This is a genomic window from Candidatus Hydrogenedentota bacterium (genome assembly GCA_035416745.1).
In the GTDB taxonomy this organism is placed as follows: domain Bacteria; phylum Hydrogenedentota; class Hydrogenedentia; order Hydrogenedentales; family SLHB01; genus UBA2224.
The window spans coordinates 18,540-43,997 of the sequence record DAOLNV010000025.1; the positions used below are offsets into that span (position 1 = coordinate 18,540).

Annotated in this window: 20 protein-coding genes; 11 read left to right on the forward strand and 9 right to left on the reverse strand. The window is 62.7% G+C overall.

From position 1 onward, the window contains the following. The first annotated feature begins 26 nt into the window (after positions 1-26). Positions 27-581, forward strand: a complete 555-nt coding sequence (locus PLJ71_09975; protein HQM49007.1) for a hypothetical protein — start codon at positions 27-29, stop codon at positions 579-581. Between the two features lie 80 nt (positions 582-661). On the opposite strand, the gene PLJ71_09980 is transcribed toward PLJ71_09975, so the two are convergent. Continuing rightward, a complete protein-coding gene (locus PLJ71_09980) occupies positions 662-2,710 on the reverse strand; it encodes a hypothetical protein (protein ID HQM49008.1) in 2,049 nt (682 codons plus the stop codon). A gap of 283 nt (positions 2,711-2,993) precedes the next feature. Here PLJ71_09980 and PLJ71_09985 point away from each other — a divergent pair, with 283 nt between their 5' ends. Beyond that, positions 2,994-3,926, forward strand: a complete 933-nt coding sequence (locus PLJ71_09985) for a M23 family metallopeptidase (protein ID HQM49009.1) — start codon at positions 2,994-2,996, stop codon at positions 3,924-3,926. 5 nt (positions 3,927-3,931) lie between these two features. On the opposite strand, the gene PLJ71_09990 is transcribed toward PLJ71_09985, so the two are convergent. Beyond that, on the reverse strand, positions 3,932-5,191 hold the full coding sequence (locus PLJ71_09990) for a sulfatase (GenBank protein ID HQM49010.1): 1,260 nt from the start codon (positions 5,189-5,191) through the stop codon (positions 3,932-3,934). Between the two features lie 6 nt (positions 5,192-5,197). After that, complete coding sequence (locus PLJ71_09995) at positions 5,198-5,686, reverse strand: hypothetical protein (protein HQM49011.1); 489 nt, start codon at positions 5,684-5,686, stop codon at positions 5,198-5,200. A 204-nt stretch (positions 5,687-5,890) separates the two neighbouring features. On the opposite strand from PLJ71_09995, the gene truA reads away from it, so the two are divergent. The 3 genes from truA to rfbB all read left to right on the forward strand — a co-directional run bounded on the left by truA (position 5,891) and on the right by rfbB (position 9,192). Beyond that, positions 5,891-6,691, forward strand: coding sequence for a tRNA pseudouridine(38-40) synthase TruA (gene truA / locus PLJ71_10000; GenBank protein HQM49012.1), 801 nt, complete (start codon positions 5,891-5,893; stop codon positions 6,689-6,691). Between the two features lie 654 nt (positions 6,692-7,345). Continuing rightward, positions 7,346-8,194, forward strand: coding sequence for a dTDP-4-dehydrorhamnose reductase (gene rfbD / locus PLJ71_10005; protein HQM49013.1), 849 nt, complete (start codon positions 7,346-7,348; stop codon positions 8,192-8,194). Further along, positions 8,191-9,192, forward strand: a complete 1,002-nt coding sequence (gene rfbB / locus PLJ71_10010) for a dTDP-glucose 4,6-dehydratase (GenBank protein ID HQM49014.1) — start codon at positions 8,191-8,193, stop codon at positions 9,190-9,192. Before rfbD ends, rfbB begins: the two co-directional genes overlap by 4 nt. A gap of 87 nt (positions 9,193-9,279) precedes the next feature. Here the strand turns inward: rfbB and PLJ71_10015 are convergent, their stop codons facing one another. Continuing rightward, the gene (locus PLJ71_10015) at positions 9,280-9,690 is read right to left on the reverse strand and encodes a GxxExxY protein (protein ID HQM49015.1); all 411 of its coding nucleotides are present in this window, start codon (positions 9,688-9,690) and stop codon (positions 9,280-9,282) included. 368 nt (positions 9,691-10,058) lie between these two features. On the opposite strand from PLJ71_10015, the gene aroF reads away from it, so the two are divergent. From aroF to PLJ71_10030, 3 genes are all read left to right on the forward strand, one after another. Beyond that, on the forward strand, positions 10,059-11,060 hold the full coding sequence (gene aroF / locus PLJ71_10020) for a 3-deoxy-7-phosphoheptulonate synthase (GenBank protein ID HQM49016.1): 1,002 nt from the start codon (positions 10,059-10,061) through the stop codon (positions 11,058-11,060). A 19-nt stretch (positions 11,061-11,079) separates the two neighbouring features. Beyond that, positions 11,080-11,787, forward strand: coding sequence for an SMC-Scp complex subunit ScpB (gene scpB, locus PLJ71_10025; GenBank protein ID HQM49017.1), 708 nt, complete (start codon positions 11,080-11,082; stop codon positions 11,785-11,787). Between the two features lie 99 nt (positions 11,788-11,886). Further along, positions 11,887-12,600 (forward strand): pseudouridine synthase, encoded by a 714-nt coding sequence (locus PLJ71_10030; GenBank protein ID HQM49018.1) that lies wholly within the window; start codon positions 11,887-11,889, stop codon positions 12,598-12,600. Positions 12,601-12,615: 15 nt separating this feature from the next. On the opposite strand, the gene PLJ71_10035 is transcribed toward PLJ71_10030, so the two are convergent. Together PLJ71_10035 and PLJ71_10040 are read right to left on the reverse strand one after the other, a co-directional pair. Next, the gene (locus PLJ71_10035) at positions 12,616-13,698 is read right to left on the reverse strand and encodes a hypothetical protein (protein ID HQM49019.1); all 1,083 of its coding nucleotides are present in this window, start codon (positions 13,696-13,698) and stop codon (positions 12,616-12,618) included. Continuing rightward, positions 13,695-16,583 carry an AAA family ATPase gene (locus PLJ71_10040; GenBank protein HQM49020.1) on the reverse strand — a complete coding sequence of 963 codons (2,889 nt, stop codon included), beginning with the start codon at positions 16,581-16,583 and terminating at the stop codon, positions 13,695-13,697. Before PLJ71_10040 ends, PLJ71_10035 begins: the two co-directional genes overlap by 4 nt. Before the next feature lie 181 nt (positions 16,584-16,764). Here PLJ71_10040 and guaB point away from each other — a divergent pair, with 181 nt between their 5' ends. Together guaB and guaA are read left to right on the forward strand one after the other, a co-directional pair. After that, positions 16,765-18,234, forward strand: a complete 1,470-nt coding sequence (guaB, locus tag PLJ71_10045) for an IMP dehydrogenase (GenBank protein HQM49021.1) — start codon at positions 16,765-16,767, stop codon at positions 18,232-18,234. Positions 18,235-18,239: 5 nt separating this feature from the next. Then, positions 18,240-19,787: a glutamine-hydrolyzing GMP synthase gene (guaA, locus tag PLJ71_10050; GenBank protein HQM49022.1), complete on the forward strand. Its 1,548-nt coding sequence runs from the start codon at positions 18,240-18,242 to the stop codon at positions 19,785-19,787. An 18-nt stretch (positions 19,788-19,805) separates the two neighbouring features. Here the strand turns inward: guaA and PLJ71_10055 are convergent, their stop codons facing one another. From PLJ71_10055 to PLJ71_10065, 3 genes are all read right to left on the reverse strand, one after another. Beyond that, positions 19,806-20,537, reverse strand: a complete 732-nt coding sequence (locus tag PLJ71_10055) for a serine/threonine-protein kinase (protein HQM49023.1) — start codon at positions 20,535-20,537, stop codon at positions 19,806-19,808. A 222-nt stretch (positions 20,538-20,759) separates the two neighbouring features. Further along, positions 20,760-21,446 carry a phosphate signaling complex protein PhoU gene (gene phoU / locus PLJ71_10060; protein ID HQM49024.1) on the reverse strand — a complete coding sequence of 229 codons (687 nt, stop codon included), beginning with the start codon at positions 21,444-21,446 and terminating at the stop codon, positions 20,760-20,762. Positions 21,447-21,460: 14 nt separating this feature from the next. After that, positions 21,461-21,652 (reverse strand): hypothetical protein, encoded by a 192-nt coding sequence (locus tag PLJ71_10065; protein HQM49025.1) that lies wholly within the window; start codon positions 21,650-21,652, stop codon positions 21,461-21,463. 381 nt (positions 21,653-22,033) lie between these two features. Between PLJ71_10065 and PLJ71_10070 the strand changes: the two genes are divergently transcribed. Next, on the forward strand, positions 22,034-25,420 hold the full coding sequence (locus PLJ71_10070; GenBank protein HQM49026.1) for a PQQ-binding-like beta-propeller repeat protein: 3,387 nt from the start codon (positions 22,034-22,036) through the stop codon (positions 25,418-25,420). The last annotated feature ends 38 nt before the right edge of the window (positions 25,421-25,458 follow it).

A 25,458-nucleotide genomic window follows, 5' to 3' on the forward strand; every position in this document is an offset into this window, starting at 1 on the left:
CGCCGCCATCAAGAGGGGGGCTGATCATGGAAGCGGAGGTAGCGCCAAAGGCCACCACACTGGCATTTCTCGTTGTATCCCTGCTCGAGGCGGGATACTTCGTCCTCAGGGGAATCTACTTGACCTTGGGCCCTGCCTACCGTGTGGTTGTCCGTTTGATCGACTATGGCTCGGTGCTTCCACTGTCGATATTCTATATTTCGCTGGGTCTGACGGTCAGCGCAGCGCTTGTGGCGGCGTTGCTGTTTGCCCGGCGTCTTGCGAAAGTGAGACCTGTCCGGCCCGAACCTAATCCCCGCGTGTGGACAACCCTGGGCGGCAGTGTCTTGCTCGTTCTGTCATTCCAATTGCTGTACTGGGGCACGTGGCCGCTGACCGCCTACGCATATAACGCCCTGGGGTTCCCGCCCTACAGCGATGCTTTCATGGAGGTGGTCAAGGTATCCAAGGGCCTGGGTCCCGCGTTCATGATCATCCTGGCAGGCCTGCTCATTGCGGTCTGCCTGGGGATGACCCGCCCCCGCACGGCGTTCCTCGACGAAGATCACGAGGTCTGGGGCGCGAGCGACACGAAGTCCTGACCGGGGGTGCTCCTGAGATTCCGGCCGGGTTACAGGCATGCCGACTTGTGGGTCGCGTAAGACCTGTAGGATAGGCCCGCCTATTCCGTCCCCGCGTGAGGCTTCACCACCAGCCGCAGCGACTTCCCGGCCTCGATGCGCACGGGCAGGCCCTCGCTGAGCGATTTGCCGGAGACACGCTCGGTGGTTCCCGCGTCGACATTCTCTACCGCGTACATGTGCGCGTCATCGGGCTCGACGGTGAACCATTCGGGCACGGCGTTCATGCGGGGCCAGTCCTGCTCGAAACCCATCGTGATACGGTGGCGGGGCACATCAAACTCGAGCCGGCCGTCGTAGGCTTCGCTCGACGCCATGAACACGCAGATGCCGCCGCCGCAGGGCGCTGCGCCCAACTCGAGGCCCTGACGCCAGGGCCGGGCAATGGTGTTGCGAGTGTGCAGCATGGTGTGGATGAGCACGGTCCGCACCGTGTTCGCTTCGAGCTTGTGCACGCCCCACAAACGGTTCGGGTCCGTATGGTCCACGAGCAGCGTGGCGATCTCCCGGTCGGCCCACAGAAATGCCTCGGGAACGGGGATTCGGTACAGCAGATACAATCCGCCCTCGACCGAGTCGGCCACGTTGTCGCGGCTGCCGTGGTCCCAATTGAACTCCTTGTAGCGCGGCTTGAGCAGATTTGTCATGGGCCGGCGCACGGCCTCGCCGTAGCGGTTGGATTTCAGCGCCAGGCCGTAGTCGAGGAATCCGACAAAGTCGTACCCCCATCCGTCCCGGAGCGTGACGCCGTCGTGGGGACCCGGCTCAGCCTGAAGGGTCCCGATGATGACGCCATCGGAATTCGTGCCGCGCCGGAGGATTTCGTCGAACATGTACTCGAGATGCGGACGGTACTGCTCGCATTTTTCAGGGTCGGCGGTGCTGTCGACGGCAAACAGCAATCCCAGCCCGCCGATAATTTCGCAACCGTGGTCCGAGAGGCGATCGGGAACGAAGCCGCCGGGCAGGAGATAATGGTCGGCCAGACGGTGCGCCCAATCGAGGTATTTGTTCTCACCGGTCATGCAATACAGCCTCGGCAGGATCTGGAGGAGATCGCCGTTGACCTCGACGTTCGTTGAAGGGATCAGTCCGTACGGAGTCTCGTACGGCGCATGCTTGAAGATGTCGTCGGCGATGCCCCGCATGCGGCCGTACCATGGATATTCTCTGCCGGTGATCTCGACTATCGGCACGAGCCCGTCTTTGGCATACTCGCTCGCGCCGAAGATCATCGTGTCGAAATCGGTCACGACCTTCTCCCCTTTGTCCATGTCGTAATGCACGGGAAGCCGGTCCACGTGGTTACACAGGCGCTGTTCCGCCTCGAGCGTCTCAAGCATCACCGTATCCAGGATCCCCTTGTCGGTGTAGTAGGCGGCCCAGACGTAAAAGGGATAGCAATCCGCCGCGGTATCGCGGTAGTTCCACTCAGCGCCGGTTGGCCGAAACAGCCCCGATTTGTCGTCCCTCACCGGGAGACAGACTTCGTGCAGCCATCGCTGTACCTTGCCGAGGGCGATGCCGGCATAGCGCGCAGACCGTTTCGCGCGGGCCCAGTCAGGTTCATTCGGCGAAGGATCCCAGAGCGTGTTGACTTCGCCGTTCATCTCGAATCCGGGCAGGTCCGCCCACACAAGTGCATCGCCGCCGCCGGTCGAAATCCGGGCCGTGCGCACTGGGTTAACCGTCAACGGCGCGGTCGCGCTCCCCAACAGGCGCACGCCCGCGATAAACGCCACCCCCTGCTGTTCCCGGCCAAAAAGAACCACGTGCCTGCCGGGTTCCAGTTTACCGAGAGGGAGCTCGAGCCATTCGTAGGGTTGTTCCCGGACTTCCGCCAGCGACCCCGACACCTCGCCGTAGGTGAAGTGGAGCGTCCGCTTGTCGGGACCCTTGCTGCCGAACAACACCTCAAAGCGGTCCTCAGCAGCCACATCTTCCGGCAGGGTCACGTCGAGCTTCCACTCCGCCAGCCAGTAGTACTTCCGGCCGCCAAACTCCTGGGGCCCGTCCGTAAACAGGACTTCAACAGCCAGCGCGGCTGACGCGAGCGCGCAAATACTCCCAAACACCGCCCAGAACTTCATCGTCACAGCCTCCGTTGAGGTAGCGATTATGCGGGACGTGCAAGACGGCCGCAAGGTGTCACGCGTCCGCGTACGGCCTGCTCCTGACCGGCTCAAAGCGCTTCACCGCCGCTTACTCTGCACATTTAGCCGGGTGCGAGGCAATATCTTCCGGCGGCGAGGGGCCAGTCCCCGCCGCCACTTTCCTGTAAAGGCTTGTCATGCATAGATTTGCAACGGTGCAGCGCAGAAGGCACGCCGTTTGCTCCCCTGAGACAGGGGCAGTTCAATCCCGGGGAGTACGATGAACGTAACCGCAACAGCGATTCAGCTCGCCAAGGCGACCCCAGACTATACGGTCTCGCGCCGGCGCATCGCGCCCGGGGCCTTCCAGCGAGCATTGAAATCGGCAGCGCAGTCTTCGAGCGGCAAAACCTCCCCGGTAGCGCATACCGTGCGGCCGGGTGAAACGTTGTGGTCGATCTGCAAGGCGCATCTGTGCGGTCAGGCCCGTCCCGCCGATGCCTCGGCGATTTCGGATGCGGTTCAACAGGTTGCGCGCCACAACGGCATCGCGGACGCCAATTTCATCGTCGCGGGCCAGAAGGTCGACGTATCTATCCTGGATACCCCCGCCAAGGGAGTCTCAGCAGCCACTGCGCCATCACGGGCGGCAAGAACGGGCGGGGAATCTGAATTCTCAGGCCTGGGAGGCCCTTCCCTCGTCTCGAATCCGCGGACCGAGGCCCTTTGGAGAGCAAAGAAGGCCGCGATGCAGGCTAAGGAAGCCCTTGCTGGCATTCTGAAAGAGGACACCGCGTCCGAGGCGGCCGAGGGAATCGAAAAATCGTTCAACGGACTGCTGGGAGGCCCTGCTTGGCTCTCCTCGGGGTTCGGCCTGCGCAAGGACCCGTTCACAGCCCGAGCCCAGAAGCACAGCGGCGTCGACCTTGCCGCCTCCAAGGGCACGGAAGTTTATGCCCTGCAAGAGGGGCGAGTCACCTACAGCGGCTGGCGGGGCGATTACGGGCGGCTCGTGGTTGTCCGGCATGAAGACGGCACCGAGACGCGCTACGGACACCTCTCGGAGCGGCTCGTGAAAGAAGGCGAGACGGTCGATTCGAACACCGTCATTGGAAAAGTGGGAACGTCAGGGCGGTCTACGGGTCCCCACCTTCACTTTGAAATACGGAAAAACGCCCGCCCCGTGAATCCGCTGCCCCATCTCCTCGACTAGTTTGGTCACTCGACGTAGCCCAGGTCTTCCAGGGCCTCAATATCCTCCGCGGAGAGTTCGGCTTTCTTCGGCGCTATACGCGGCGTCTTCGCGTCCCACTCCTCGATGAACTTGCGCAGACGCGCCACGTCGCCGGGGCGTGCGCCGGACAGGTTCTGCAGCTCCCCCGGGTCATCTTCGAGATGGAACAATTCATCGCGAGGGCCGTCGATGATGAGTTTCCAGGCGCCATCGATGACGGCCTGGCGCATCGAAGGCAGGTCGCCCATGATGGCTTTCGCCCCGGGCAGATTGGGCACGGCGCCCCCGTATGTCTCGAAGACCCGCACGCGTCCGTCGGGCACATTCCCGTTGAGGAGGTCCACGCCTTCCATGCCGGGGAACGGTTCCAGACCGGCGAGCCCCAGCAGGGTGGGGCCGATATCCAGTGCGCGCGCGGGGCGGTGCGTCACTCCCGGCTGGATTCCCGGGCCATGAATGAAGAGGGGTATGCGCACGCCGGGTTGATACACGCGGCGGCCATGTCCGAGATAGTTATGCTCGTGCAGGCTTTCACCGTGGTCCGCCACGAATACAATAAAGGCGTTCTCCTTGGGGAGGATGCTCAAAACCTCTTGGATGTGGTGGTCGGCATACGCAAGCTCGGAGTCATACCGGGCGCGGGTTTGCTCGATGTCGCCAAGCTTTCGGAGCGGGATGCCCCACGGGTCGAAGCCCTCGTGATACCGGTAGGGCGCGTGAGGGTCGGAGTAGTGGATCCAACAGAAGAGCGGCCGGCCGGGGTCGCGCGTCTTGATGGCCTCCACCGCCCTCCTGGAAACTTCGTCGGCATACCGCTCCGATTTCAGCACACCCCAGCGCCTCGTGCGGAAATCGGCATCGTAACGTTCGAACCCGCGGTCAAGCCCGCACAGATCGGCTTTCAACGTCCAGTTGCTCTGGATGCATATCGTCTGGTACCCCGCCGCGTAAAACCGCTCGGTTGCCAAAGGCGCCCACGCCGGCATGGGCAGGCCGTTTCGCGTCGTGGCAGTACTGCGCGGATAGCGCGACGCAAGCATCGAGCCGAACGATGGCGAGGTGAGCGGCACCTCGCACACGCAGTTGTCGAAACGCAGGGATTTCGCGGCAAGGGCATCCAGGTTGGGCGACGTAGGGCGTTCGTATCCGTACATGCCGAGATGATCGGCGCGCAAGGTGTCCACCGTGACAAAGAACACGTCTGGCGACGCCATGACGGCGGCAAGCATCATCACCCAGGCCATTGAAGATCATTTGCTCCCGGCGGATTGGTTTTCGGGCGTGCCTTGTTCGGCGTCTTCCGCAACGGGATGCTCGATACTGAACACGAGGGAGGTAGACATGGGCATTTCGCCGCCCTGAGGCCCCCGCACCGGGATCACGCTGCCCTGCGCATCGTAGCCAGAGAGTTCCAGCGTGAAACCGCCGGGCGGCGCCGTGAACGGCACGGTCACCAGCATCGACCATATCCCGTCGCCCGCTTCCGCATCCGGAGGATTGCCGTCGTCCTTGAGGTTAAACGTCGTGTGACGGTCTTCACGCACCACGCCGCTGACCTTGTCGACGATATGGAACCGGTCCCGCTCCACCTTGACCGTGAGCACGGCAGTATCACCGGGCCGGAGACGGGCGGGGGTAATCGTCGCCATGGTAAGCCGGGGCTGCCGGCCTTGGGCATTGCATCCAGTGCCCACAGCAACCATCAGAGCAATCACGGAGACGCAAACAAGACGCTTCATTACCTCTTCTCCAGCATTCCTTGTCGAATACGGCAGGGGGGCGCCGAACGTCTACACGGGGCCCCTCGCCCTTCAACAGCCTAACGGAGACGCGCGAACGGTGTCAAACCAGACGCGCAAATCCGTCCTGTTCGAAACGTCCCGCATGCGCCCCGTGTTGACAACCACTGACAAGACCCACGCGGCCGGTTATAATCCGGTGCCATGGAAAAAGACGAAGAGAATGTCCCGGAGCCGGGCCAGGCACACCAGACGCTGAAGGCCATAGTCCGTTACGAGGGAACGGCGTTCGCGGGGTGGCAGGTGCAACCCGGCGAACGCACGGTGCAGGGCAGCATCGAGGCCGCTCTCTCGAAGATTGCCAACCGGCCCGTAAGCGTGCACGGAGCTTCGCGCACGGACGCCGGGGTGCACGCCTTGGGCCAGGTGTGCTCGTGGGAATGGCCGGAGGATGCCGACCTGGCCAGGCTGCGGCGTTCCCTGTGCAAGATGCTTGGACCCGACATACGCATCGAGACGCTCGAGCAAGCCTCACACGGTTTCCATGCCCGCAAGAGCGCCCATTCGAAACGCTATGCCTACGTGCTGCACATGGCGCGCTATCCCGACCCGCTCCTTCGCCGGTATGCGTGGACCGTTCCCTGGAACCTCGATTTCGGACTGCTGAGCGCGCTGGCAGGACGGGTTGCCGGAACGCACGACTTCGCGGGCTTCCAGGGAGGCGGGAGCTCCATACAGGACACCACCCGGACTCTCTTCTCCGTAAAACTGGAGCAGGGCCTCGTCGTCGGGCCCGAGACCTGCCCCGGCGCATGGCGCATCACGTTCCATGGCGACGGGTTCCTGTACAAAATGGCGCGAAATATCACAGGAACCCTGGTCGAAATCGCCCGGGGACATGCGCCGGCCTCCCGCCTTGAGCACGTACTCGGGCAGCCCGGGCCGTATCACGGTCATACCGCCCCGCCGCAAGGATTATTCTTGTTGGAAGTGCTCTACGAATGAGCCCGCGACCCTCAAAAGGCAAATGCGCCGCGGGGAAACCGTAGCGCATTTGCGAGAGCAAGACCTTGTATGCAGCTTTTCCGGGCGGTGGGATGATTTCGCCCCGACCATTCCAAACTCACGAAAAGCTCTAAGGCCTTTATAGGGGCGACGTCCGTGTCTTGGAAGGCCTTGACCTCCGTGTCTTGGCCGGTACGCTCCATTTATCGGCGCGTTTCCCGCAAGACTTTAGCGCCTCTGAACCCTCTCACCACACGACACTCGAGTCATGCAGCAACGAGCGCCTGCGGCCGGTCTGCGACGGAACACGGGCGGGCCAAACCGGGCTTGCGGGGCATGTGTCATCATCAAGGAGAGGGGCCGGCCTCGGGCCAGTAAAGAAATGCGCCACAACTGGGACATTGCGGCGCACTCAAGGAGGGTAAGCATTCGTTGCGCGGGGTGCGGGACAACACCCCGGCACAGCAGGCAGCACAAATCTTGGGACTCTGCCCAGATGCTTACGGCTTCAACTATCGTCACTTGGACTATCGGCAGAAGAAGCGTGAATCTTTAGCTCCGGAGGCGATGGGGAAGACTTGTTTGCCGCGGTCTGATAAAATCAGGTGAACCCTTCGAGGCCAGCCGGAGTTCAACAGAAAAGAGTACTCAGGGATGAAGGTCTTGATCATCGGAGCAAAGGGTCAGCTCGGGTCCGAGTTGTGCCGTATGTTTCAAGAGGACTGCGAGGTCGTTGCCGCGGACCTGCCGGAACTCGACATTACGGACGCGAAGGGCGTCGAGGCCATCGTTTCTCACTGCGGGCCCGGCCTTGTCATCAATGCCGCCGCCTATACGGACGTTGAAGGGGCGCAGAACGATCGGCGGGGCGCATTTGACGTGAACGAAACAGGGGCCCGCCATGTGGCCGCCTCCGCGAAACAGGCCGGAGCGCCGGTCGTATATTTCAGCACGGACTACGTGTTTTTTGGCGCGCACGACAGAGAGGTCGAGCCTGAAGACCCCATCATGCCGCGTGGCGTCTACGCAGAATCGAAAGCAGCCGGCGAGGAAGCCACCCGCGCCGCCAATCCGAATCATTTCATCGTGCGGACCGCCTGGCTGTACGGGCCCGGAGGAAACAACTTCGTGGAGAAAATCCTGCGGGCCGCCGAGACGCAACCGGAGGTGACCGTCGTGCAGGATGAGGTAGGCTGTCCCACCCACACCTTCGATCTTGCCGAAGCGACGCGGGCCTTGTGCAGGACCACCGCATACGGGACCTATCACGGGGTCAACCGGGGATGTTGTTCGCGCTACGAATTCGCCCGCAAGATATTCAGCCTGGCAGGCGTGACGACACCCGTGATGCCCTGTACGATGGAGGAGTTCCCTTCCCAAGCGCCCCGGCCTGCCTTTTCCGCCCTCTCGACGCAACGGCTTACCAAGGCCTGCGGATACGTCATGCGTCCATGGCAGCAGGCCCTGGCACACTACATGGAGCGAAGGAAACAACGGATATGAAGCGAATCGTCGTGACCGGCGGCGCAGGATTCATCGGGTCGAATTTCGTACGATGCATGCTGGCTGCCTATCCCGATGTGCACATCGTCACCTTCGACAAGCTGACCTATGCGGGCAACCTCGACAATCTCAAAGGCATCGACGAACGCAGGCACACGTTCATCAAAGGCGACATCTGCGACAAGGAGGCTATCAGGGCGGCCATGAAAGGGTGCGGCGCCGTCGTAAACTTCGCGGCGGGCAGCCACGTGGATCGCAGCATCATGGGCGCGGACGACTTCATCGCTACAAACGTGGCCGGCGTGCACAACATCTGCGAGGCAGCCCGAGAACTCGATACGCCGCGGGTGCTCCTCGTCTCCACGGACGAAGTGTACGGCAGCATTGACGAAGGGTCGTTCACGGAACAATCGCCGCCCCGGCCGGGAAACCCCTATTCGGCGAGCAAGGCGGGCGGCGAACTGATCGCCCTGGCCCACTTCAACACGTTCGGCACCCCGATCATCATCACGCGGGGCTCGAATACCTACGGCCCGTATCAGTACCCGGAAAAGGTCCTCCCTCTCTTTGTGACCAACGCGCTGGATAACCAACCTCTGCCGCTGTACAGCGGCGGTGAAAACAACGTGCGAGACTGGCTTTACGTCGAAGACCACTGCCGGGGGATCGAGACGGCGCTCCACCGCGGCCGGCCCGGAGAGATCTACAATATCGCGGGCGGCAACGAGCGGCGAAACATCGTGCTCACGCACAAGGTCCTGGAACTGACCGGCAAGAGCCGGGAACTCATCCAGCTTGTGAAGGACAGGCCGGGCCACGACAGGCGGTATTCGATCGACGCGGCCAAACTTAGAGCCCTGGGATGGGCGCCACGGATGGATTGGGACGAGGGCATGGCCCTCACCGTCAAGTGGTACCGCGACAACGAGTGGTGGTGGCGAAAGATCAAGACCGGCGAGTTTCTGGAGTATTACCGCAAGCAGTACCAGGAACGGTAACCACCGGCAATCGGGGGCCGGGCCAGGCGGGCTCACAAGATGCCAGTTGCTGCCCAAACCGCCGGATAACACGACGATTGGGGAAACTCACACAGAGACACAACGGACACGGAGGAAATGGCGCCCGCGCCGAAGCGAAATCTGCTCAATGTCTCCGTTTATGATGCGGGGAATGCCGTCCCTCATTGAAGCCTCGCCGAAGTTGAGTACATAGCCGTGCCTGATACCCGTCAACCGCAGATAGGTCAACACCTGCCTGTGGTGCGCCTTCGTGACATTTTCCACGGATTTGAGTTCCACAAGAACAGGTATCTTCCACGATGAGGTCTGCACGAAACCCTTCGTCGAATTGGAGCCTGCGAAGCTCGATTGGGATGGGAACTTGCCGTGCCACGCGCCGACCCCGGCCTCCAGATCGCCTGCAAGCGCCGCTTCGTACACTGTTTCCAACGGCCCGGGACCCATCTCGCGATGAAGCGCCACCGCGCACGCCACAATGATGCTTCCTGTCTCATTCTGTTACGCAGGATTCAATCTTTGTGTTCTCCGTGTCTCCGTGTGAGTTCATTCCTGTCTTTATGGAGACAAGAAGATCCCTCCAGCGAGGGCTTTCTTATCCGGCCGATTGGGGTTGCTGCGCAGGATTCCTCCCCTCCCGGGGGAGAGGGCGGGGGGAGGGGGTTTCTTCTTGCCGTCGTTCGGATCTGCCGGACGGACGTCGTGCGGTACCGTCCCGATACCCGGATCGTGCAATTTAGCTTTTGCGTTGGTTCACGGGCGAAGGGTATAATCCGCTTCTTGCGTATGACATGCCTTTCGGCTTCAAACAGACTTTGTGACGAGGGACATAAACCGTGATTATCGTAATGGCCTCCCGGAAAAAGGAGGATATCGACCGCGTCGTCGAGAGAATTCAGGAGTTCGGTTATCAAGCGCATCTTATCGAAGGCGTCGAGCGCACCGTCATCGGGGCGGTCGGCGACGAGCGGGGCAAGGATCGCCTGCAATCCCTCGAGTCGCTTCCCGGCGTCGAGAGCGTCGTGCGGATTCTCAAGCCTTTTAAGCTTGCGGGGCGTGAACTCCGTAAGGAAGACAGTGTCTATCACGTGGGCAGCGCGCAGATTGGCGGGGGGCGGTTCTGCGTGATGGCGGGCCCGTGCTCGGTCGAGTCGCGCGAGCAGATCATAGAGACCGCCTGCCTGGTCAAGGAGTCGGGCGCCGCGGTGCTGCGAGGGGGCGCATACAAACCGCGCACGTCGCCGTACAGTTTCCAGGGTCTGGAAGAGGAGGGGCTGCACCTTCTGCAGGAGGCCAGTCGCGCAGCCGGCATGCCGTTCGTCACCGAGGTGATGAATCCTGAGCAGGTGCCGCTGGTCGAAGAACACGCCGACATCCTGCAGATCGGCGCGCGCAACATGCAGAATTTCGGCCTCCTGAAAGCGGTTGGGAGAACGCGCAAACCCATATTCCTGAAACGCGGCATGATGTCCACCATCAACGAACTCCTCATGTCCGCCGAATACATCATGTCCGAGGGAAACCACCAGGTCATTCTGTGCGAACGGGGCATCCGGACGTTCGAGACGGAAACCCGGAACACCCTTGACCTCAGCGCGGTGCCGCTGCTGAAAAAGTACAGCCACCTGCCGGTGGTCGTGGATCCCAGCCATGCCACCGGCCACTGGGAATTGGTGATTCCCATGGCGAGAGCTTCGGTAGCGGCCGGAGCGGACGGCATCATGGTGGAAGTCCACCCAAGACCGGCCGAGGCGTTCTCTGACGGCGCCCAGTCGTTGAAACCGGAGAAGTTCAAGAAGCTCATGGCCGAAATACAGCCCATTCTCAAGGCATTGGGAAAGACCTTGTAGCACGAATTGCAGAAGCGCGATGGCAAACGATGATATTCAAGAACTAGAGGCCTCCGGGGCGGGCGAAGCTGCCGAAGAAACGGAAGCGGCCGTAGACGAGACCTCCGCCGTGGAGGAGCAACCCTTCGAACGGCCCTGCGCGGAAGAGGAAGACGCTGCATGGGACGACGAGGGAGACGAGCTCGAACCCGTCGAGCAACTGGGCCGCGATGAGACCCGCGGCGTGCTGCATGCGCTTCTGTTTGTGTCCGACAAACCCGTCAGCGTAGACCGGCTCTCGGAAGCGTTGGGGAACGTCGACTACGACGTCGTGCGGAACCTGCTTGCGGAACTGCGCGAACAACTCGAGGAGCGGCATGCGCCGTATGTGTTGCGGGAGATCGCCGGAGGTTACCAACTGGCGACGCGCAGCGAGTTCGCGCCCTACATCCGCCGCATGTTTCAGATCAAGAAACGCAATCGATTGTCCAAGGCCGCACTGGAAACGCTGGCCATCATTGCCTACAAGCAGCCGTGTACCCGCGCCGACGTGGAAAGCATCCGCGGGGTAAGCGTTTCCTATGCCTTCGAGATCTTGCGCGAGAAGCGCCTCATTAAGGTGGCGGGCGTCGCGGAAACGGTGGGACGCCCGAAGATTTACCGCACCACCGACGAGTTTCTTGCCCACTTCGGCATCAAGAGCCTCAAAGAGCTGCCAACCATCAAGGAATTGCGCGAAACCGTGTAACCGGCGCGAGGGACATTCGGTGTTCGTATCACAAAGACGTTTGCTTGTGTCAGCATTCACCCGCACATGCCCCGGCGCCCGGCGTAGCGGGGTATGACCATGCGCTTGCAGAGGTATCTCGCGCTATGCGGCGTCGCATCGCGGCGCGCCTCCGAGAAGCTGATCCGGGAAGGACGGGTCACCGTCAATGGCGTGGTTCCCGCCATTGGCTGTGAGATCGAGCCCGACGCCGACGACGTACGTGTGAATGAGAAACCCATCCGGCGCGAGAGGCCTGCGTATATCCTTCTCAACAAGCCGGAGGGAACCGTCACCACGGCCCAAGACACCCACGGCCGGAAAACCGTGATGGACCATCTCGCGAGTGTGCGCACCCGCGTTTATCCGGTAGGCCGGCTCGATTTCGACGTTAGCGGCGTTCTGTTGCTGACAAATGATGGCGAGCTGGCCCAGCGGCTGACCCATCCGAGATACGGCGTGCCCAAGTCGTATGTGGTTACGGTAAAGGGGCACGTGACCCGGGAAACCCTCGACAAGCTCGCGTCCGGCGTCTCGCTTAGTGACAGCCGTACCGCGCCAGCCGACGTAGCGATCCTGTCGCGGCAAAAAGACAAGACACGTGTGCGGCTCACCCTCCGCGAAGGCCGCAAACACGAAGTGAAGCGCATGTGCGCGGCGGTGGGTCATGATGTGACCAAGCTCCGGCGCGTTCAGTTCGCAGGCATCGAGGTGGGACGCCTCAAACCGGGGGAATGGCGGTGGCTGCGCGCCGAAGAGGTGGCCCGTCTGCGCCGGCTGGTCAGGCTTCCTTAAACGCGTCCAAAACACTCACTTCGGCACGAAATAGCGCTCCTGGCCCACTTGAATGCCGATCCCGTGAAGACTGACGCCGATGAGCCGCGCATTCGTGCCGGGGATAAACTCATTCAACACAACGCGGCTGAAATTGATCATGGCAGACGGTTGAGGCCGGTATTTCGAAGGACGCCCCACGACATTCACGGTAATCTCCGGCAATTGAAGACGGCGCCGCTCGGAATCCGTCAATTCCGGCAAGGTCATGATATCCACTTCACCAGAAGGGGTATCCTGAGAGATCGTGGGCGTCTTCCGCGAGACAGGCGCCGCAACCGGCTCGGCTGCTTCCGCTGTGTCTGGATAGGCGGGAGCGGGCTCGGGCAGCGTATCCGTCGACGCGGCCATAGCATGCTTTGGCGGCGCGGCCGGGGCAGCCGGCGTATCGGGAACCACAACTTCCGGCTCCCATGGCGGCGCCGGTTCCGCGGGAGCCGGCCCAGGCGCGGGAGTGGGCGTGATGACAGCGGACGTCTCTGCCGCGACGGGTGGCGGCGGGACAATCTCCGCGACGGGCGCGGGTTCCACCAGTGTCGCGCCGGCAGCATTCTCAGCGGGAGATGTCGAGCTCGAAGCGGCTTCCGTCGCTGTCGGCCCATTCGACGGGGATGGTGCGGGGTCGCCAGTCGCAAGGGCCGGGGAAGCAGTGGCTTGGTGGGCGACAGTCTCTACGGATTCCGCCGCCCCTGACGAGAGCGCCGGCCGCACGATGGTTTGGGTTTCCGCGACGGGCTGAATCGGCGCCACCGCCGCCATGGGCTGCTCCTGATAGGCGGAACGCGCGCTCCCGTCGAACAAGCTGGCTTCATTCCTGAGATGAAGTGTGACCACCGCAGCCCCGCCTGAAACGGCCGCGACAACGGCTACGAAGGCCACGCTCAGCGCCAACGCATTGAGGGGAGTCCACGGCGACCGCAGCTTGCGTGCGCCATTCGCGGCGGTTCGCCCGGTCAACTCGTCCTCGATATCCAGGTCGTCGAACCCGCGCGCCAGCGCATCTTCCGCGGCATTGCGCTCCTCTTCCGCCTTGTTGAGCGCATCAAGAATCGAACTCATCCGTCTTCCCCACGCGCGGGCCCGGCCTCGTCGCTGCTATGAGGCACGAGCGGCGCCCCCGTATAAAGCGGAGCTGTCACCTCCTCACGCGTCTTTTGCGTTTCCTTCCCATATACCTCCTCCGCCAACAGCGCTTCAACGTCGCGCGAGGGCGGAGATGGCGGCAAATCTCCCTGCTGGGGCAAGTCTACCACAGTCACCAGAGGCACCGTCGTCTCCGGCGCCTTTTCCTGCGCATCCTCCGGCGCCACCGAGTCCACGGTTCCTGCGGCAGCCTCTTCGATTTGTTCCGGCGCCGGCGCGGGCGCGGCGTCGGAGGGCGTTTCTGATACGGCGGCCTCTGCGTTTGTGTTACCCGAATCCGCGGGCGCGGGCAACTCCTGCCCTGATGCTGTCTCGCTTTCTTTCACCTGCATGGTCTCAACAGAAGGTGACGGCGTTTCCGGAGGCGGGGAGGGCGCATCGTCCGAACCAGGCGCCGCATCGTCCGAACCAGGCGCACTCGCGGTTTGAACCGGACTGACCGCGCCCCTCTTGTCCAGCGCCGGCGTTGGAAAATCCGCAAGCCAACTGCACAGAACCATCCGCACCTGGCGGCCGGCTTTCCCGTCCTGCTTCAATGCTGTTTCGGACTGCAACCTCGACACGGCTCTCGTCGTCGCAGCGTCGTAAATGCCGGTCAATTCGCCCTCGTAACGGCCGAGCTGGCGCAGGCGGTGCTGAAGTGCGCGCACCTGGTCGCCTTGCATGTCCGGTTTCAATACTTCGGCGTCCGGCGCCGGGTCGCGCCAGAGTACGGCGGCTTGCGCAAGATAGGTCTTGGCAAACTCTTCGCGCGGCACAAGCGCGGTCTTCCCGCTTCCGGTCGAGCAGCGAATGTTGCCTTCTTCGAGCGAGAGCAGCGCAAGCCAAAACACCTTGTCTCCCGTACCCACGCGCACGAAGGCGGGAAGATTCAACGCCTCCAACTCGGTCAGACTGGGCGTCAACGGCTCCACCGTGAAACCGTAGGCCGAGGCAAACTCGCCAATATACCGCACACCGTCTCCCGCAGGCGCATCGGCAAGAAGCGCCATGCCCCAAGCCTGTAACAGGCTCGATGCAGCCGTTTTCAGGGCTTCCGCCGGGTCCAAACCATGAAGCTGTTCCACAAAACTCTGTGAGGGACCCTCGGCTTGAGGTGAGGACAGCTCTTCCGCGGACGCTGCGGCTGGAGGCGCGGCATCGGCAGCGTCCTTCGCTTCGATCGCCGGGGCCTCCGGCGGCGGCGCATCGGCCACGACCTCAGCGGCAGGGAGAGCGTTATCCGCCAAAGACCCGGACTCGTCCGGGGCCGCGGCGGACGCCTCGTCGCGGGGCACCACGGCGGCAACCAGCGCAATGGCGTCAAGAACGCCCGGTTTCCGGGGAGGCGGCGTTTCCTCGACGGGTTTCGAGGCATCTGGAACAACCGCCGCGCCGGAAGTCTGCCCATCAATTCCTTTCTCGGGAACGGGTGCGGGAGCAGGCTCGGACGGGACAGGACTGACCGTCTCCGACGTTTCAGTTTCCGCCACGGTGTCTTGGGGTTCGGGTGCGGGCTCGGATGCGGGCTCCGTTACGGGCTCGGGCTCCGTTGCGGGCGCGGGTTCTCCCGCGGGCGCGGATTCCGTTGCGGGCGCGGATTCTTGGGGTGGTTCAGGCGCTTCCGCCTTTAAGGCCACAACCTCCGGCTCGGGAGCTGACTTGGCTTCCGCGACCGGCATGACCCCTTCTGACCCTTCAAACCCTTCTGACCCTTCAAACTCTTCAAACCCTTCCGATCCGTCCCCTGGCTCGGACGACTCCCCGGGGGTTGCCAGCGCGGGCTCGGTCCTTTCGACGGCCGTTTGCGCTGGAGCCGGCCCCGCAGCGGGCGGAGCTGGCGGACTATTCAACAGGGCCACCAGCGAATCCAGCCGCCCGGCCAATGGCGAAATGATGAAGAGCCCCACCAGCACGATGAGCGCCGCCGCGCCCGCCAGGCGCGGGGTCGGCACGTACCGGCTGAGAAAACTTGTGCTCTTCCTGGCCCGGACCCGCTGGCCCCGGATTTCACGGGCAGCTTGTTTCACCAAGCCCCGGGTGATGTCGCGCGTCTCCTTGGCGTATCCGATAAGCAGCGCGCGATCGCATATCGCATTGATGACCCGCGGCGTGCCCTTCGAGTGCCGGTACACGCTCTTGATGGCGCTGCGCGTGAAGCGCACCTTCCGCATGCCCCCCGCGATACGAAGCCGGTAGGCGATGTATTGAAGGGTCTCCTTCTCGCCCAGGGGCTTGAGATGGTAGCGCGCCGTGATTCGTTGGTTGAGCTGCCGCAATTCGGGCAACTCGAGATGCTCTGCCAACTCCGGCTGGCCGATAAGCACGATTTGGAGCAGCTTCTGGCGCTCGGTCTCGAGATTCGACAACAACCGGATTTGCTCGAGCACCGGGGGCGTCAGGTTCTGGGCCTCATCGATTACCAGCACGCAATTCTTGTTCTTGGAATGACGGTCTAGAAGGTAGGTGTTGAGTTCGTCGATCAGGCCCTTAACCGAAATCGCCCGAGACCGGATCCCGAAATCCTCGTTGATCTTACGCAACAACTCCTCGGGCGACAGGCACGGATTGAAAATGAACGCCAACTCCACGTCCTGATCGAGTTGGCCCAGCAACGACCGGCAAATAGTCGTCTTGCCTGTCCCGATCTCGCCCGTAACCATGATGAACCCGACGCGGTTCCGAATCCCGAAAATCAAATGCGCGAATGCCTCTTTGTGCATCTCGCTGAGATACAAAAACCGGGGGTCCGGGGTCAGGTTGAACGGTTTTTCACGCAGCCCGTAAAAGGTCTCGTACATGCCGCCCCCAAGGACCTGCATCTCCAGGTATTTCTTGACAACTGAGCATATCACGGGAAGCGGTGGCAGTCAACGCAACCCGGCATGTCAAACGCCACCCGTCGCACGCCCGCATCGAATTTTGACACTCGGAATCGGCGTTTCTATAATGCCGGTTTCCATTTGTTCAAAATCTGGCACTCCGGTTGGGATATAGAGAACCATGGACGCTTATGATCGCATCACGGTAGGCCTTTCTTTCGACGACGTGCTGATTCGCCCCGCGAAATCAGAAGTGCTTCCTCGAGACGTCGACACCACCACGCGCCTGACCCACAACATTTCCCTGAATATTCCGCTCCTTAGCGCCGCCATGGACACCGTGACCGAGGCGCGTCTGGGAATCGCCATCGCCCAGGAGGGCGGCTTGGGCATTATCCATAAGAATCTCAGTATCGACGAACAAGCCTCGGAGGTCGACCGCGTCAAACGGTCCCAGGCGGGCATCATCACCTCGCCGATCACGCTGCGCCCCCACGACACCGTGCAGGAGGCCGAAAACCTCATGGCGCGGTTTCACGTGTCCGGCGTGCCCATTGTGGATGAGAACGGCAAGCTCGTCGGCCTCCTGACTAATCGCGACCGCCGCTTCCTGGAGAATCTCGACGTGCCGATCGAGTCCGTGATGACCAAAGACCATCTGGTAACGGTACCCCCCGGCACGACACTGGAAGCCGCTAAGGAACTGCTCCACAAGCATCGCATCGAAAAGCTGCCCATTGTCGAAAAGGACGGCACCCTCGTCGGATTGATCACCATCAAGGACATTATCAAGGCCCGCGATTACCCCGCCAGCTGCAAAGACGCGATGGGCCGATTGCGCGCCGGCGCCGCCCTCGGTGTCGGACCTGGCGAGCTGGACCGCGCACGGGCGCTCGTCGACGCGAACGTGGACGTGCTGGTCGTGGACACCGCGCACGGGCACACGAAACTGGTCATTGAAACGGTGCGCCGCGTCAAGGAGACGTTCCCCCAGATTGATTTGATCGCGGGGAACGTCGTGACCCGCGAGGGTGCGACAGACCTGATCGACGCCGGCGCGAACGCCATAAAGGTGGGCGTTGGCCCCGGCTCGATCTGCACCACGCGGGTCATCGCGGGCGCCGGCATGCCTCAGTTGTCCGCAATCATGGAAGTGGTCGCCGTGGCGCGCGAACGCAATATCCCGGTTATCGCGGACGGGGGCATCAAGTATTCCGGCGATATCGTGAAAGCCATCGCCGGCGGCGCCGACAGCGTCATGATCGGCAGCCTCTTCGCCGGGACCGCCGAAAGTCCCGGTGAGACCGTCCTCTACGAGGGCCGCACATACAAAGTTCACCGCGGGATGGGCTCGGTCAAGGCCATGCAGCGCGGCAGCAAAACACGCTATATGCAATTTGACGAGGACCCCGGCAAGTTGGTGCCCGAGGGTATCGAAGGGCGCGTGCCGTTCCGGGGGCCCCTGGCAGATTACGTGCACCAGCTGGTGGGCGGGTTGCGCTCGGGCATGGGGTATTGCGGGTGCCGCACCATCGCGGAACTCCAAACCAAAACGCAATTCGTCCGCGTGACGGCGTCCGGCATTCGCGAGAGCCATCCCCATGACATCACCATCACCGAAGACGCCCCCAATTACCAGGTCCCCAGGTGAGCCGCATGCAGGCCGAGCGCAACCCCGTCGTGGTGCTGGATTTCGGGGCGCAATACAGCAAGCTGATCGCGCGACGCGTGCGCGAAAGCCGTGTGTTCAGCCTTATTCTCCCCTACAACACCTCCATCGAAGTGCTGCGCGGTCTCGAGCCCGGCGCGATCATTTTCAGCGGCGGCCCGGCCAGCGTGCATGCCGAGGGCGCTCCGTTGCCCGACCCCGAGGTGTTCGATCTAGGCGTGCCCATCCTGGGCATCTGTTACGGCGTCCAGTTATTTGCCCACATGCTCGGCGGCAAGGTGACTCGTTCTGATAAGCGCGAGTACGGCATTGCTCATCTCGCTCAAACGGGCGGCGGCGCGCTGTTCAAAGCGGTACAGCCGAGAACACAGGTCTGGATGAGCCACGGCGACGCCGTCACCGCGCTTCCCCCGGGGTTCGAGGTGCTGGGCACGACCGAGAACTGCCCCTACGCGGCCATTGCCGACCCGGCGCGCAGACTGTACGGCGTCCAGTTCCATCCGGAGGTCGTTCATACCCCCGAGGGGGCGGCGATCCTGGCCAATTTCCTCCACGGGATTTGCGGGCTCTCGGGCAAATGGACCATGGGCTCGTTCATTGAGGAAGAGATCGCCCGTATCCGCGCGCAGGTGGGCGGACGGCATGTGCTGTGCGGATTGAGCGGCGGAGTGGATTCCAGCGTAGCGGCCATGCTTATCCATCGCGCCATCGGCAACCAGCTCACCTGCGTCTTCGTGAATAACGGACTGTTGCGGAAAGGCGAAGCCGGCCTGGTTCAGAGGGTGTTCCGCGACAACTTTCACGTCGACCTGCGCTACGTCGATGCCGAGACCCGGTTCCTCGCCGCGCTGGCGGGCGTGAGCGACCCCGAGCAAAAACGCAAGATTATCGGCAACCTCTTTATCGATGTGTTCGAGGAGGAAGCCCGCAAGATCGGGGACGCCGAGATCCTGGCCCAGGGCACGCTGTACCCCGACGTGATCGAAAGCGTTTCCGCGACCGGCGGCCCCTCCGTAACCATCAAGAGCCATCACAACGTCGGCGGTTTGCCCGGGAAAATGAAGATGGAACTCCTCGAACCATTGCGCGAGCTTTTCAAAGACGAAGTTCGCGCCCTCGGCCGCGAGTTGGGCCTGCCGGAGGAGATTGTCGGCCGCCACCCCTTCCCCGGGCCAGGACTCGGGGTTCGGTGCGTCGGCCCCGTGACCAGGCAGCGCCTGGATACCCTGCGCGACGCCGACGCCATCTTCATCGAGGAAATCAAGCAGGCCGGCCTCTACGACGAAATCTGGCAGGCGCTGGTGTGCCTGCTTCCCGTTCGAAGCGTAGGCGTGCAGGGAGATGAGCGCACGTATGAGGAAGTGTGCTCGCTGCGCGCGGTGACGTCCGAAGACGCCATGACCGCCGACTGGTTCCGGTTCCCGCCGGAGGTCTTGCAGCGCATCGCCAACCGGATCTGTAACGAGGTGCGGCACGTCAACCGGGTGCTGTACGATATCACCTCGAAACCGCCTGGCACCATCGAGTGGGAGTAGCCGCGCCCCGGCGCGGGGTCAGTCCCAATCCATGGTCTCGAGATGGCGGCGCAAATGGCCCGCAGTGCGAAATTTCTTCACAATCAGCGACCGCTTGAGCCCGCAGCAGATCGCCTTGATCTCAGGCCGGTGCGAGGCGTACCGCTTCGCGCCCCCGATGGCGTCGTAGAAGAGACGGATAGCCGAGCATACGTCGTCTTCGATGTGCTCGCGGGTGCGCCGTCCCCAGTGATACATGTCCACCAGTTTCACGTCGAATCCAAGGCCCTTGCGCCGGACCATCACGTTTTCGAGATGCAGGTCGCCGTGATATTCGCCCCGGCGGTGAATCTGCTCGAGGCCCGCCGCGATAGGGTGCAGAAGATGCAGTCCCTCGAAGGATTGAAGGCACTTGCCCGGTTGCCGGGCGATAAGCGCCGGAAGCAACTCTCCCTGGACGTACTCGCTGACCAGAAACGTGATCTTCGTTCCGCGGTACACAAAGGTGTCTTGCGTGTGATATTGGATCAGGATTGGGCAGTCGCGAAGCTTGTCGAGCTTGGTCGCGTAGAACCGCACGGCCCGGTTCGCGGGATTGCGCTGGGGGAAAAAGAGTTTCGCGGCCCGCTCGATGCCGGTCGCGATTTCCGTGACATGATAGACCTCGCCCTCCCAGCCATACCCCAGCATGGGCCCAAGAATATACTTGGCCCCCAGACGGCGTCCGGGCTCAAGATTGAACCGTTCTATCGAGAGCGCACCCGAAGACATACCGCTGGTGATTCTCTCTTTCCGGCGCCCAACCCACTCGCAGCCACAAGAATTCTACGCAAAGGGCAGGGCTCTTGAAAAGACCCCTTGCATTGGCACGCAGGAGCTTCGTCAAGCCCCCGGAAGAATGACGGAAACCGCGCTTCCCGTACCAGGAATACGCTTGACCTCGGCCCGGCCGCGGTGAATGGCTATGTTGTGGCGCCGTATCGGTTCGGGCATCTACGACTCCCGGGCGGCATCCGCGAGGTAATCCTCGGGGCGGTGCCGGACAATAGCCCCCTCGACCAGATAAATGACGTCTTCCGAGATATTCGTCGCCAAGTCGGCGATTCGTTCGAGATGCCGCGAAACGCTCAGCAGGTGGCTGAGCGAGTCGATATCGCCGGGGTGCTCATGCATGCTCTGCTTCACCAGCCCGTACATTTCCCGGTTCAGGGCGTCTACTGCGTCGTCATCGGCGCATACCTTGCGCGCCAGGCCGGGCGACAGATTCACGAGCGAATCAAGGCTCCACTTGAGCATGTCTTGCACCTTGTCCGCCATCGACGCAAAATCGAGATGCACCTTCACCGGCGGCTGTTCGGAAAGGTACAGGCCGCGCTCCGCGATGTTCACGGCCTCATCCCCGATCCGCTCGAGATCGTTGTTGATTTTGAGAACGGCGATGATGAAGCGCAAATTGATCGCAACCGGCTGGTAGAGAGCCAGAGTCTTGAGACACTCTTCCTCGATATCCACCTCGAGTTGATCAATGGCGTCGTCGTTGGCAATGGTCTGCTTCGCCACTTCGCCGTCGCGTGCGATCACCGATTGCACCGCGAGCCGGACGTTCTCTTCAACGCGCCCGCCCAGCACAAGAATGTTCTTCTTGAGGCTCTTGATCGCCTTCTCCAGATGTATTGACATGGCATTCTCCTCGATTATCCGAACCGGCGTGTTACGTAATCGTCCAGAAGGGGGATATAACCGATGTGCTCCATGTGTTCGTCCGTCTGCATCCCTCGATCCTGCGTCATCAGTACCTGTCCTTTCAGCTTCCTGGCGATGCGCTCGCCTGGAATGGCAGCCGTCACGCTCAGGACCAGCACAAGCGCCAAATGCACAAGAACCATACCAGATTGTACCTGGCGAATCTCATTGACCGCCTGATGCCTCGCGACCCGGCTGTGACCGGGGCACGGCTGTGACCGGGGCACGGCAGCGCCGGCATCGGGTAGTCAAATGCTGAACAGGTTCGAGCGCTTGCCCCGGGTCCGCAACCGTCGTGAAGAATGACCTGCGCGGTCTCGCCCGCCACGAATCAACCCCATAATGACGGGCTCCAATAGCGCGCCCCAAGGCCCTATAACCCACCAAAGGCCAATGACTTGCGCAGGACGTCGATTGCCGGTGCGGGACACGCGATGCCCGGCTGCATCACGTCCCTCTTGTTCTTGATGCCGCCCGCTCAGTAGCATGAGCTCAAATTCAACGGCGCATCCAGGAGAAACGCTATGAAGGTCCACGCCGTCCTGTGTCTTTTTGCAGCATGCTGCGGCACTGCCTTTGCCCAGACCACCGAGTGGCAAGTTGACCTCGGCGCCCCGGCCGAGGCGCCCACCCTCCTCCCCAGCGCGTCCAATCCCACGGGGCTGGTCATTGCGGCCGGCGACGAACTTCTCCGTCTCGACGGCCGCGGGAACGTGGTATGGCGCCTGAAGCAACACGCCGCACTCGGAACTCCCGCAACCGTGGCCTCCCTCGACGGCGACGGCGCTCCCGAGATTCTCGCCGCGACCATCGACGGCGAGGTCCTCTGCCTCGAGGAATCCGGCGAGCTGCGCTGGCGGTTCCCCACCGGGTCGCCCCTGGGAGGATTCGAGTGCCTCGTCGCGGCCGATGTCATCGACGAGCCGGGCGTCGAGGTGGTCTTCGGGTTCAACGACGGATGGCTCAACTGCCTGAACGCCAAGGGTGAACTGATGTGGCGGTTCTTTGGCGACGCGTTCCGTGTCGGAGGCATTGCCGCCGGCGACGTGGACGCCGACGGCGCCGCCGAGCTCGTCTACGGCACCGACAACGGCCACCTCTACTGCCTGTCCGGTTGGGGAGAGGTCGAGTGGCGATATGCCGAGCGCGCGCCGTATGGCCGGTCCGGACCCAACATCGCCGATCTCGACGGCAACGGGCGCGCCGAAGTCCTCATCACCCGCAGCAACGTGGGCAATGCCACCTGCCTCATCGCGGTGGACGGACCCACGGGCAACCTGCTTTGGCGCACCAGCGATCTCATGCAGGGATATATCTCAAATGCCATCGTCAATTTCAGCAACAACAACCGCTACCAGGTCATTCACGCCGACAAGGGCAACCATGTCTACTGCGAAAACCCTGACGGCTCCCGCCGGTGGATGGTCGAACTCGACGGGCGCGGCATCTTCTGGGCCCCCGCCGCCGCTGACATCGACGGCGACTCCTACATCGAGGTCGTCACCGGCATTCGCGGCCAAGCCCGCGAATCCGGCGCCTGCCTGTTCGTTCTGGGCCAGGACGGCACCGTCGACGGCGCGCTGAACCTGGGCAGCGATGCAAACGCCGGGCCCGCCATCGGCGACATCGACGGAGACGGAGATCTCGAGGTGGTCGTGGCCGCCGGAGGCCCCGCGCGCATTCAGGCTATCAGTTGGAATCAGGGCGGGCGCGTAGCCTGGCCCTCGTTGCGGGGCGATTCGGCGATGACCGGAACCGCCGCCAACGTGCCTGCGGGCGCCCCCGTAACCAAGCCCGAACCCATACGCACGCCCCGTGCGCCCACTTCACTCCTGTGGGGAGAGAATGAGTTCCGCCATCCTCTCCCGGAACCAGCGCAAGACGGCTGGTTCGTCGAGGTTTCCATACAACCCGAGAGCGGCCCGCGCCAGACCCGCATCCGCGACCTGCGGGAAGGCGCTCGGGAAGCGCTCCTGACCGTCGAGACGCAGCACGGCGGGCCTCACGGCGTCAAGGCCCTTCTCCACCAAAAACCGGGCGAGAATCCCGCCGTCCTGCTGGCCGCGTCCATGGATACGCTACCCCCGGACATGTGCGGCATGGGCGAAGTCACGGCCGCGTGCGCTGAAGCGGAAGCGGCAGCGCAACGCGTTGGCGCCGATGTCTCGGGCCTGCGGACCCTCTATGACACGCTCGATGCCAGGACGCGCGCCGTGGCGGCCGCGGCTGAACAGGGTAAACCCCCTCACGAAATCGCCGGCATGGCCGCCGAACTCCGCAAGCAGGCGCGGTTCCTGCAGCGCTCGGCCAAGGTCTTGACGGACCTGCGGAACGAGGGTGATACGGGCGTGTTCGTGTTCTGGCGCGACCCCAACCCCTGGGATCCCTTCGACCCCTTCGAAGTTGAAACGGACCTCGCCATGCGGGAACCCATCACCATCCACGCCTTCGCCAACGAGTTCGAAGACGCCGCGCTGACATTGCTCAACACGACCGCCGGGGCCTTGACCGTCCGATGCACCTTTCAGAAGCCCAGCCTGGGACAACAGCGCCCGCAACCGGCCCCGGACCTCGCCGCGCACGTCACCCTGCGACGCCCCGTGCCCATTGCGACAACCATGAACGAGCAGGTCTACGACGCGCTACCGCAGCTCGACCGCTCGCAGACGCTGACCCTCCAACCGGGGTCGGCCACACAGCTCTGGCTGGTCGTGGATACCCACGGTCTCGAGCCCGGCGCGCACGAACTCACCCTATACCTCGGAAGCCTCACCAGACCGGCCTCCATTCGCGAAATCCCCCTGCGTATTGAGGTCTGGCCCGTTGCGTTGCCCGGCGATGTCTTCGTCAAAATGAACTGGAGCGGCATGGATGCCGGCAGCGTGTCCGAGCAGGTCGTGCAGGACATGCTCGACCACGGCGTCTCGTGCATCTATGGTCCGTCGCTCCCGGCCGTCCCGGTGGACGCATCGGGCAATCTGTCGGGCGACATTGACTGGTCGCATGTCGATGCCACGCTGGCACGCGTGCCCAAGCATTTCTTCATGCTCTGGGGCGGGCCTCCCGCGCGCCGCTGGCCCGAGGGCATCAACCCGTCCGAGGACTCCGACGCCTATTTCGCCGGGTTTAAGACCGCCATCGATGTGCTCGCGAACCACCTGCTCGAAAAGGGGCATCCCCGCGAACGATGGGCGTTCTACCCCATCGACGAGCCATGGAACACGGGATTTGGCGAAATCCCCAGGCTCAAGGCCTTCTGCGAAATGGTCAAACGCGCCGACCCCCAAGCCCAGGTCTACACCGACCCCGCCGGGCTGGTGAGAGCCGAGTATCTCGCCGAGTTCAAAAACCTCATCGACATCTGGCAACCCGAGTTCAACATCCTCAAACGCGACCCCGCGCTCGTGACCTGGTTCCAGGAAAATGCCAAACACTTCTGGACATACAATGCCATGGGTCCCGGCCGCGACCTCCTGCCGCTCGGCCATTACAGAGCGCTGGGATGGTCCGCATGGGACTTGGGCGTCGAGGGGCTCGGATATTGGGTCTACCGCACGATGGACATCTGGTGGCCCGTTGAAGGAGGCGATTACGACGCCGTCTACCAGAACGGCGAAGAGGTCGTGCCCTCCCGCCGCTGGGAAGCCGACCGCGACGGAGTCGAAGACTACCGCGCCCTCCATGTGCTCTCGAGCGAGATCTCCGCTGCCAGACAAGCCGGCCGCGGCGCCGCGGCCGATGACGCCCAGCGATTGCTCGACGAAGCCGTCGACGCCGTTGTCGGATGGCATATGAAGAACATCGACGAGATCACCATCTGGACGCGCGAGTACGACATCGAACTCGAACTGTTTCAAACGTACCGCGCCAAGATCGCCGCTATGATCCAGCGCCTTCGCGAAACAAAATGATGTCGAGAAGAGCACAAAATGCCGGAATTGGGGAGACA

Excerpts from the sequence above, each read along its gene's own strand:
- PLJ71_09975 (HQM49007.1), top strand. The coding sequence starts at position 27 with ATGGAAGCGGAGGTAGCGCCAAAGGCCACCACACTGGCATTTCTCGTT.
- PLJ71_09980 (HQM49008.1), bottom strand. The coding sequence starts at position 2,710 with ATGAAGTTCTGGGCGGTGTTTGGGAGTATTTGCGCGCTCGCGTCAGCC.
- PLJ71_09985 (HQM49009.1), top strand. The coding sequence starts at position 2,994 with ATGAACGTAACCGCAACAGCGATTCAGCTCGCCAAGGCGACCCCAGAC.
- PLJ71_09990 (HQM49010.1), bottom strand. The coding sequence starts at position 5,191 with ATGGCCTGGGTGATGATGCTTGCCGCCGTCATGGCGTCGCCAGACGTG.
- PLJ71_09995 (HQM49011.1), bottom strand. The coding sequence starts at position 5,686 with ATGAAGCGTCTTGTTTGCGTCTCCGTGATTGCTCTGATGGTTGCTGTG.
- truA (HQM49012.1), top strand. The coding sequence starts at position 5,891 with ATGGAAAAAGACGAAGAGAATGTCCCGGAGCCGGGCCAGGCACACCAG.
- rfbD (HQM49013.1), top strand. The coding sequence starts at position 7,346 with ATGAAGGTCTTGATCATCGGAGCAAAGGGTCAGCTCGGGTCCGAGTTG.
- rfbB (HQM49014.1), top strand. The coding sequence starts at position 8,191 with ATGAAGCGAATCGTCGTGACCGGCGGCGCAGGATTCATCGGGTCGAAT.
- aroF (HQM49016.1), top strand. The coding sequence starts at position 10,059 with ATGGCCTCCCGGAAAAAGGAGGATATCGACCGCGTCGTCGAGAGAATT.
- scpB (HQM49017.1), top strand. The coding sequence starts at position 11,080 with ATGGCAAACGATGATATTCAAGAACTAGAGGCCTCCGGGGCGGGCGAA.
- PLJ71_10030 (HQM49018.1), top strand. The coding sequence starts at position 11,887 with ATGCGCTTGCAGAGGTATCTCGCGCTATGCGGCGTCGCATCGCGGCGC.
- PLJ71_10035 (HQM49019.1), bottom strand. The coding sequence starts at position 13,698 with ATGAGTTCGATTCTTGATGCGCTCAACAAGGCGGAAGAGGAGCGCAAT.
- PLJ71_10040 (HQM49020.1), bottom strand. The coding sequence starts at position 16,583 with ATGCAGGTCCTTGGGGGCGGCATGTACGAGACCTTTTACGGGCTGCGT.
- guaB (HQM49021.1), top strand. The coding sequence starts at position 16,765 with ATGGACGCTTATGATCGCATCACGGTAGGCCTTTCTTTCGACGACGTG.
- guaA (HQM49022.1), top strand. The coding sequence starts at position 18,240 with ATGCAGGCCGAGCGCAACCCCGTCGTGGTGCTGGATTTCGGGGCGCAA.
- PLJ71_10055 (HQM49023.1), bottom strand. The coding sequence starts at position 20,537 with ATGTCTTCGGGTGCGCTCTCGATAGAACGGTTCAATCTTGAGCCCGGA.
- phoU (HQM49024.1), bottom strand. The coding sequence starts at position 21,446 with ATGTCAATACATCTGGAGAAGGCGATCAAGAGCCTCAAGAAGAACATT.
- PLJ71_10065 (HQM49025.1), bottom strand. The coding sequence starts at position 21,652 with ATGGTTCTTGTGCATTTGGCGCTTGTGCTGGTCCTGAGCGTGACGGCT.
- PLJ71_10070 (HQM49026.1), top strand. The coding sequence starts at position 22,034 with ATGAAGGTCCACGCCGTCCTGTGTCTTTTTGCAGCATGCTGCGGCACT.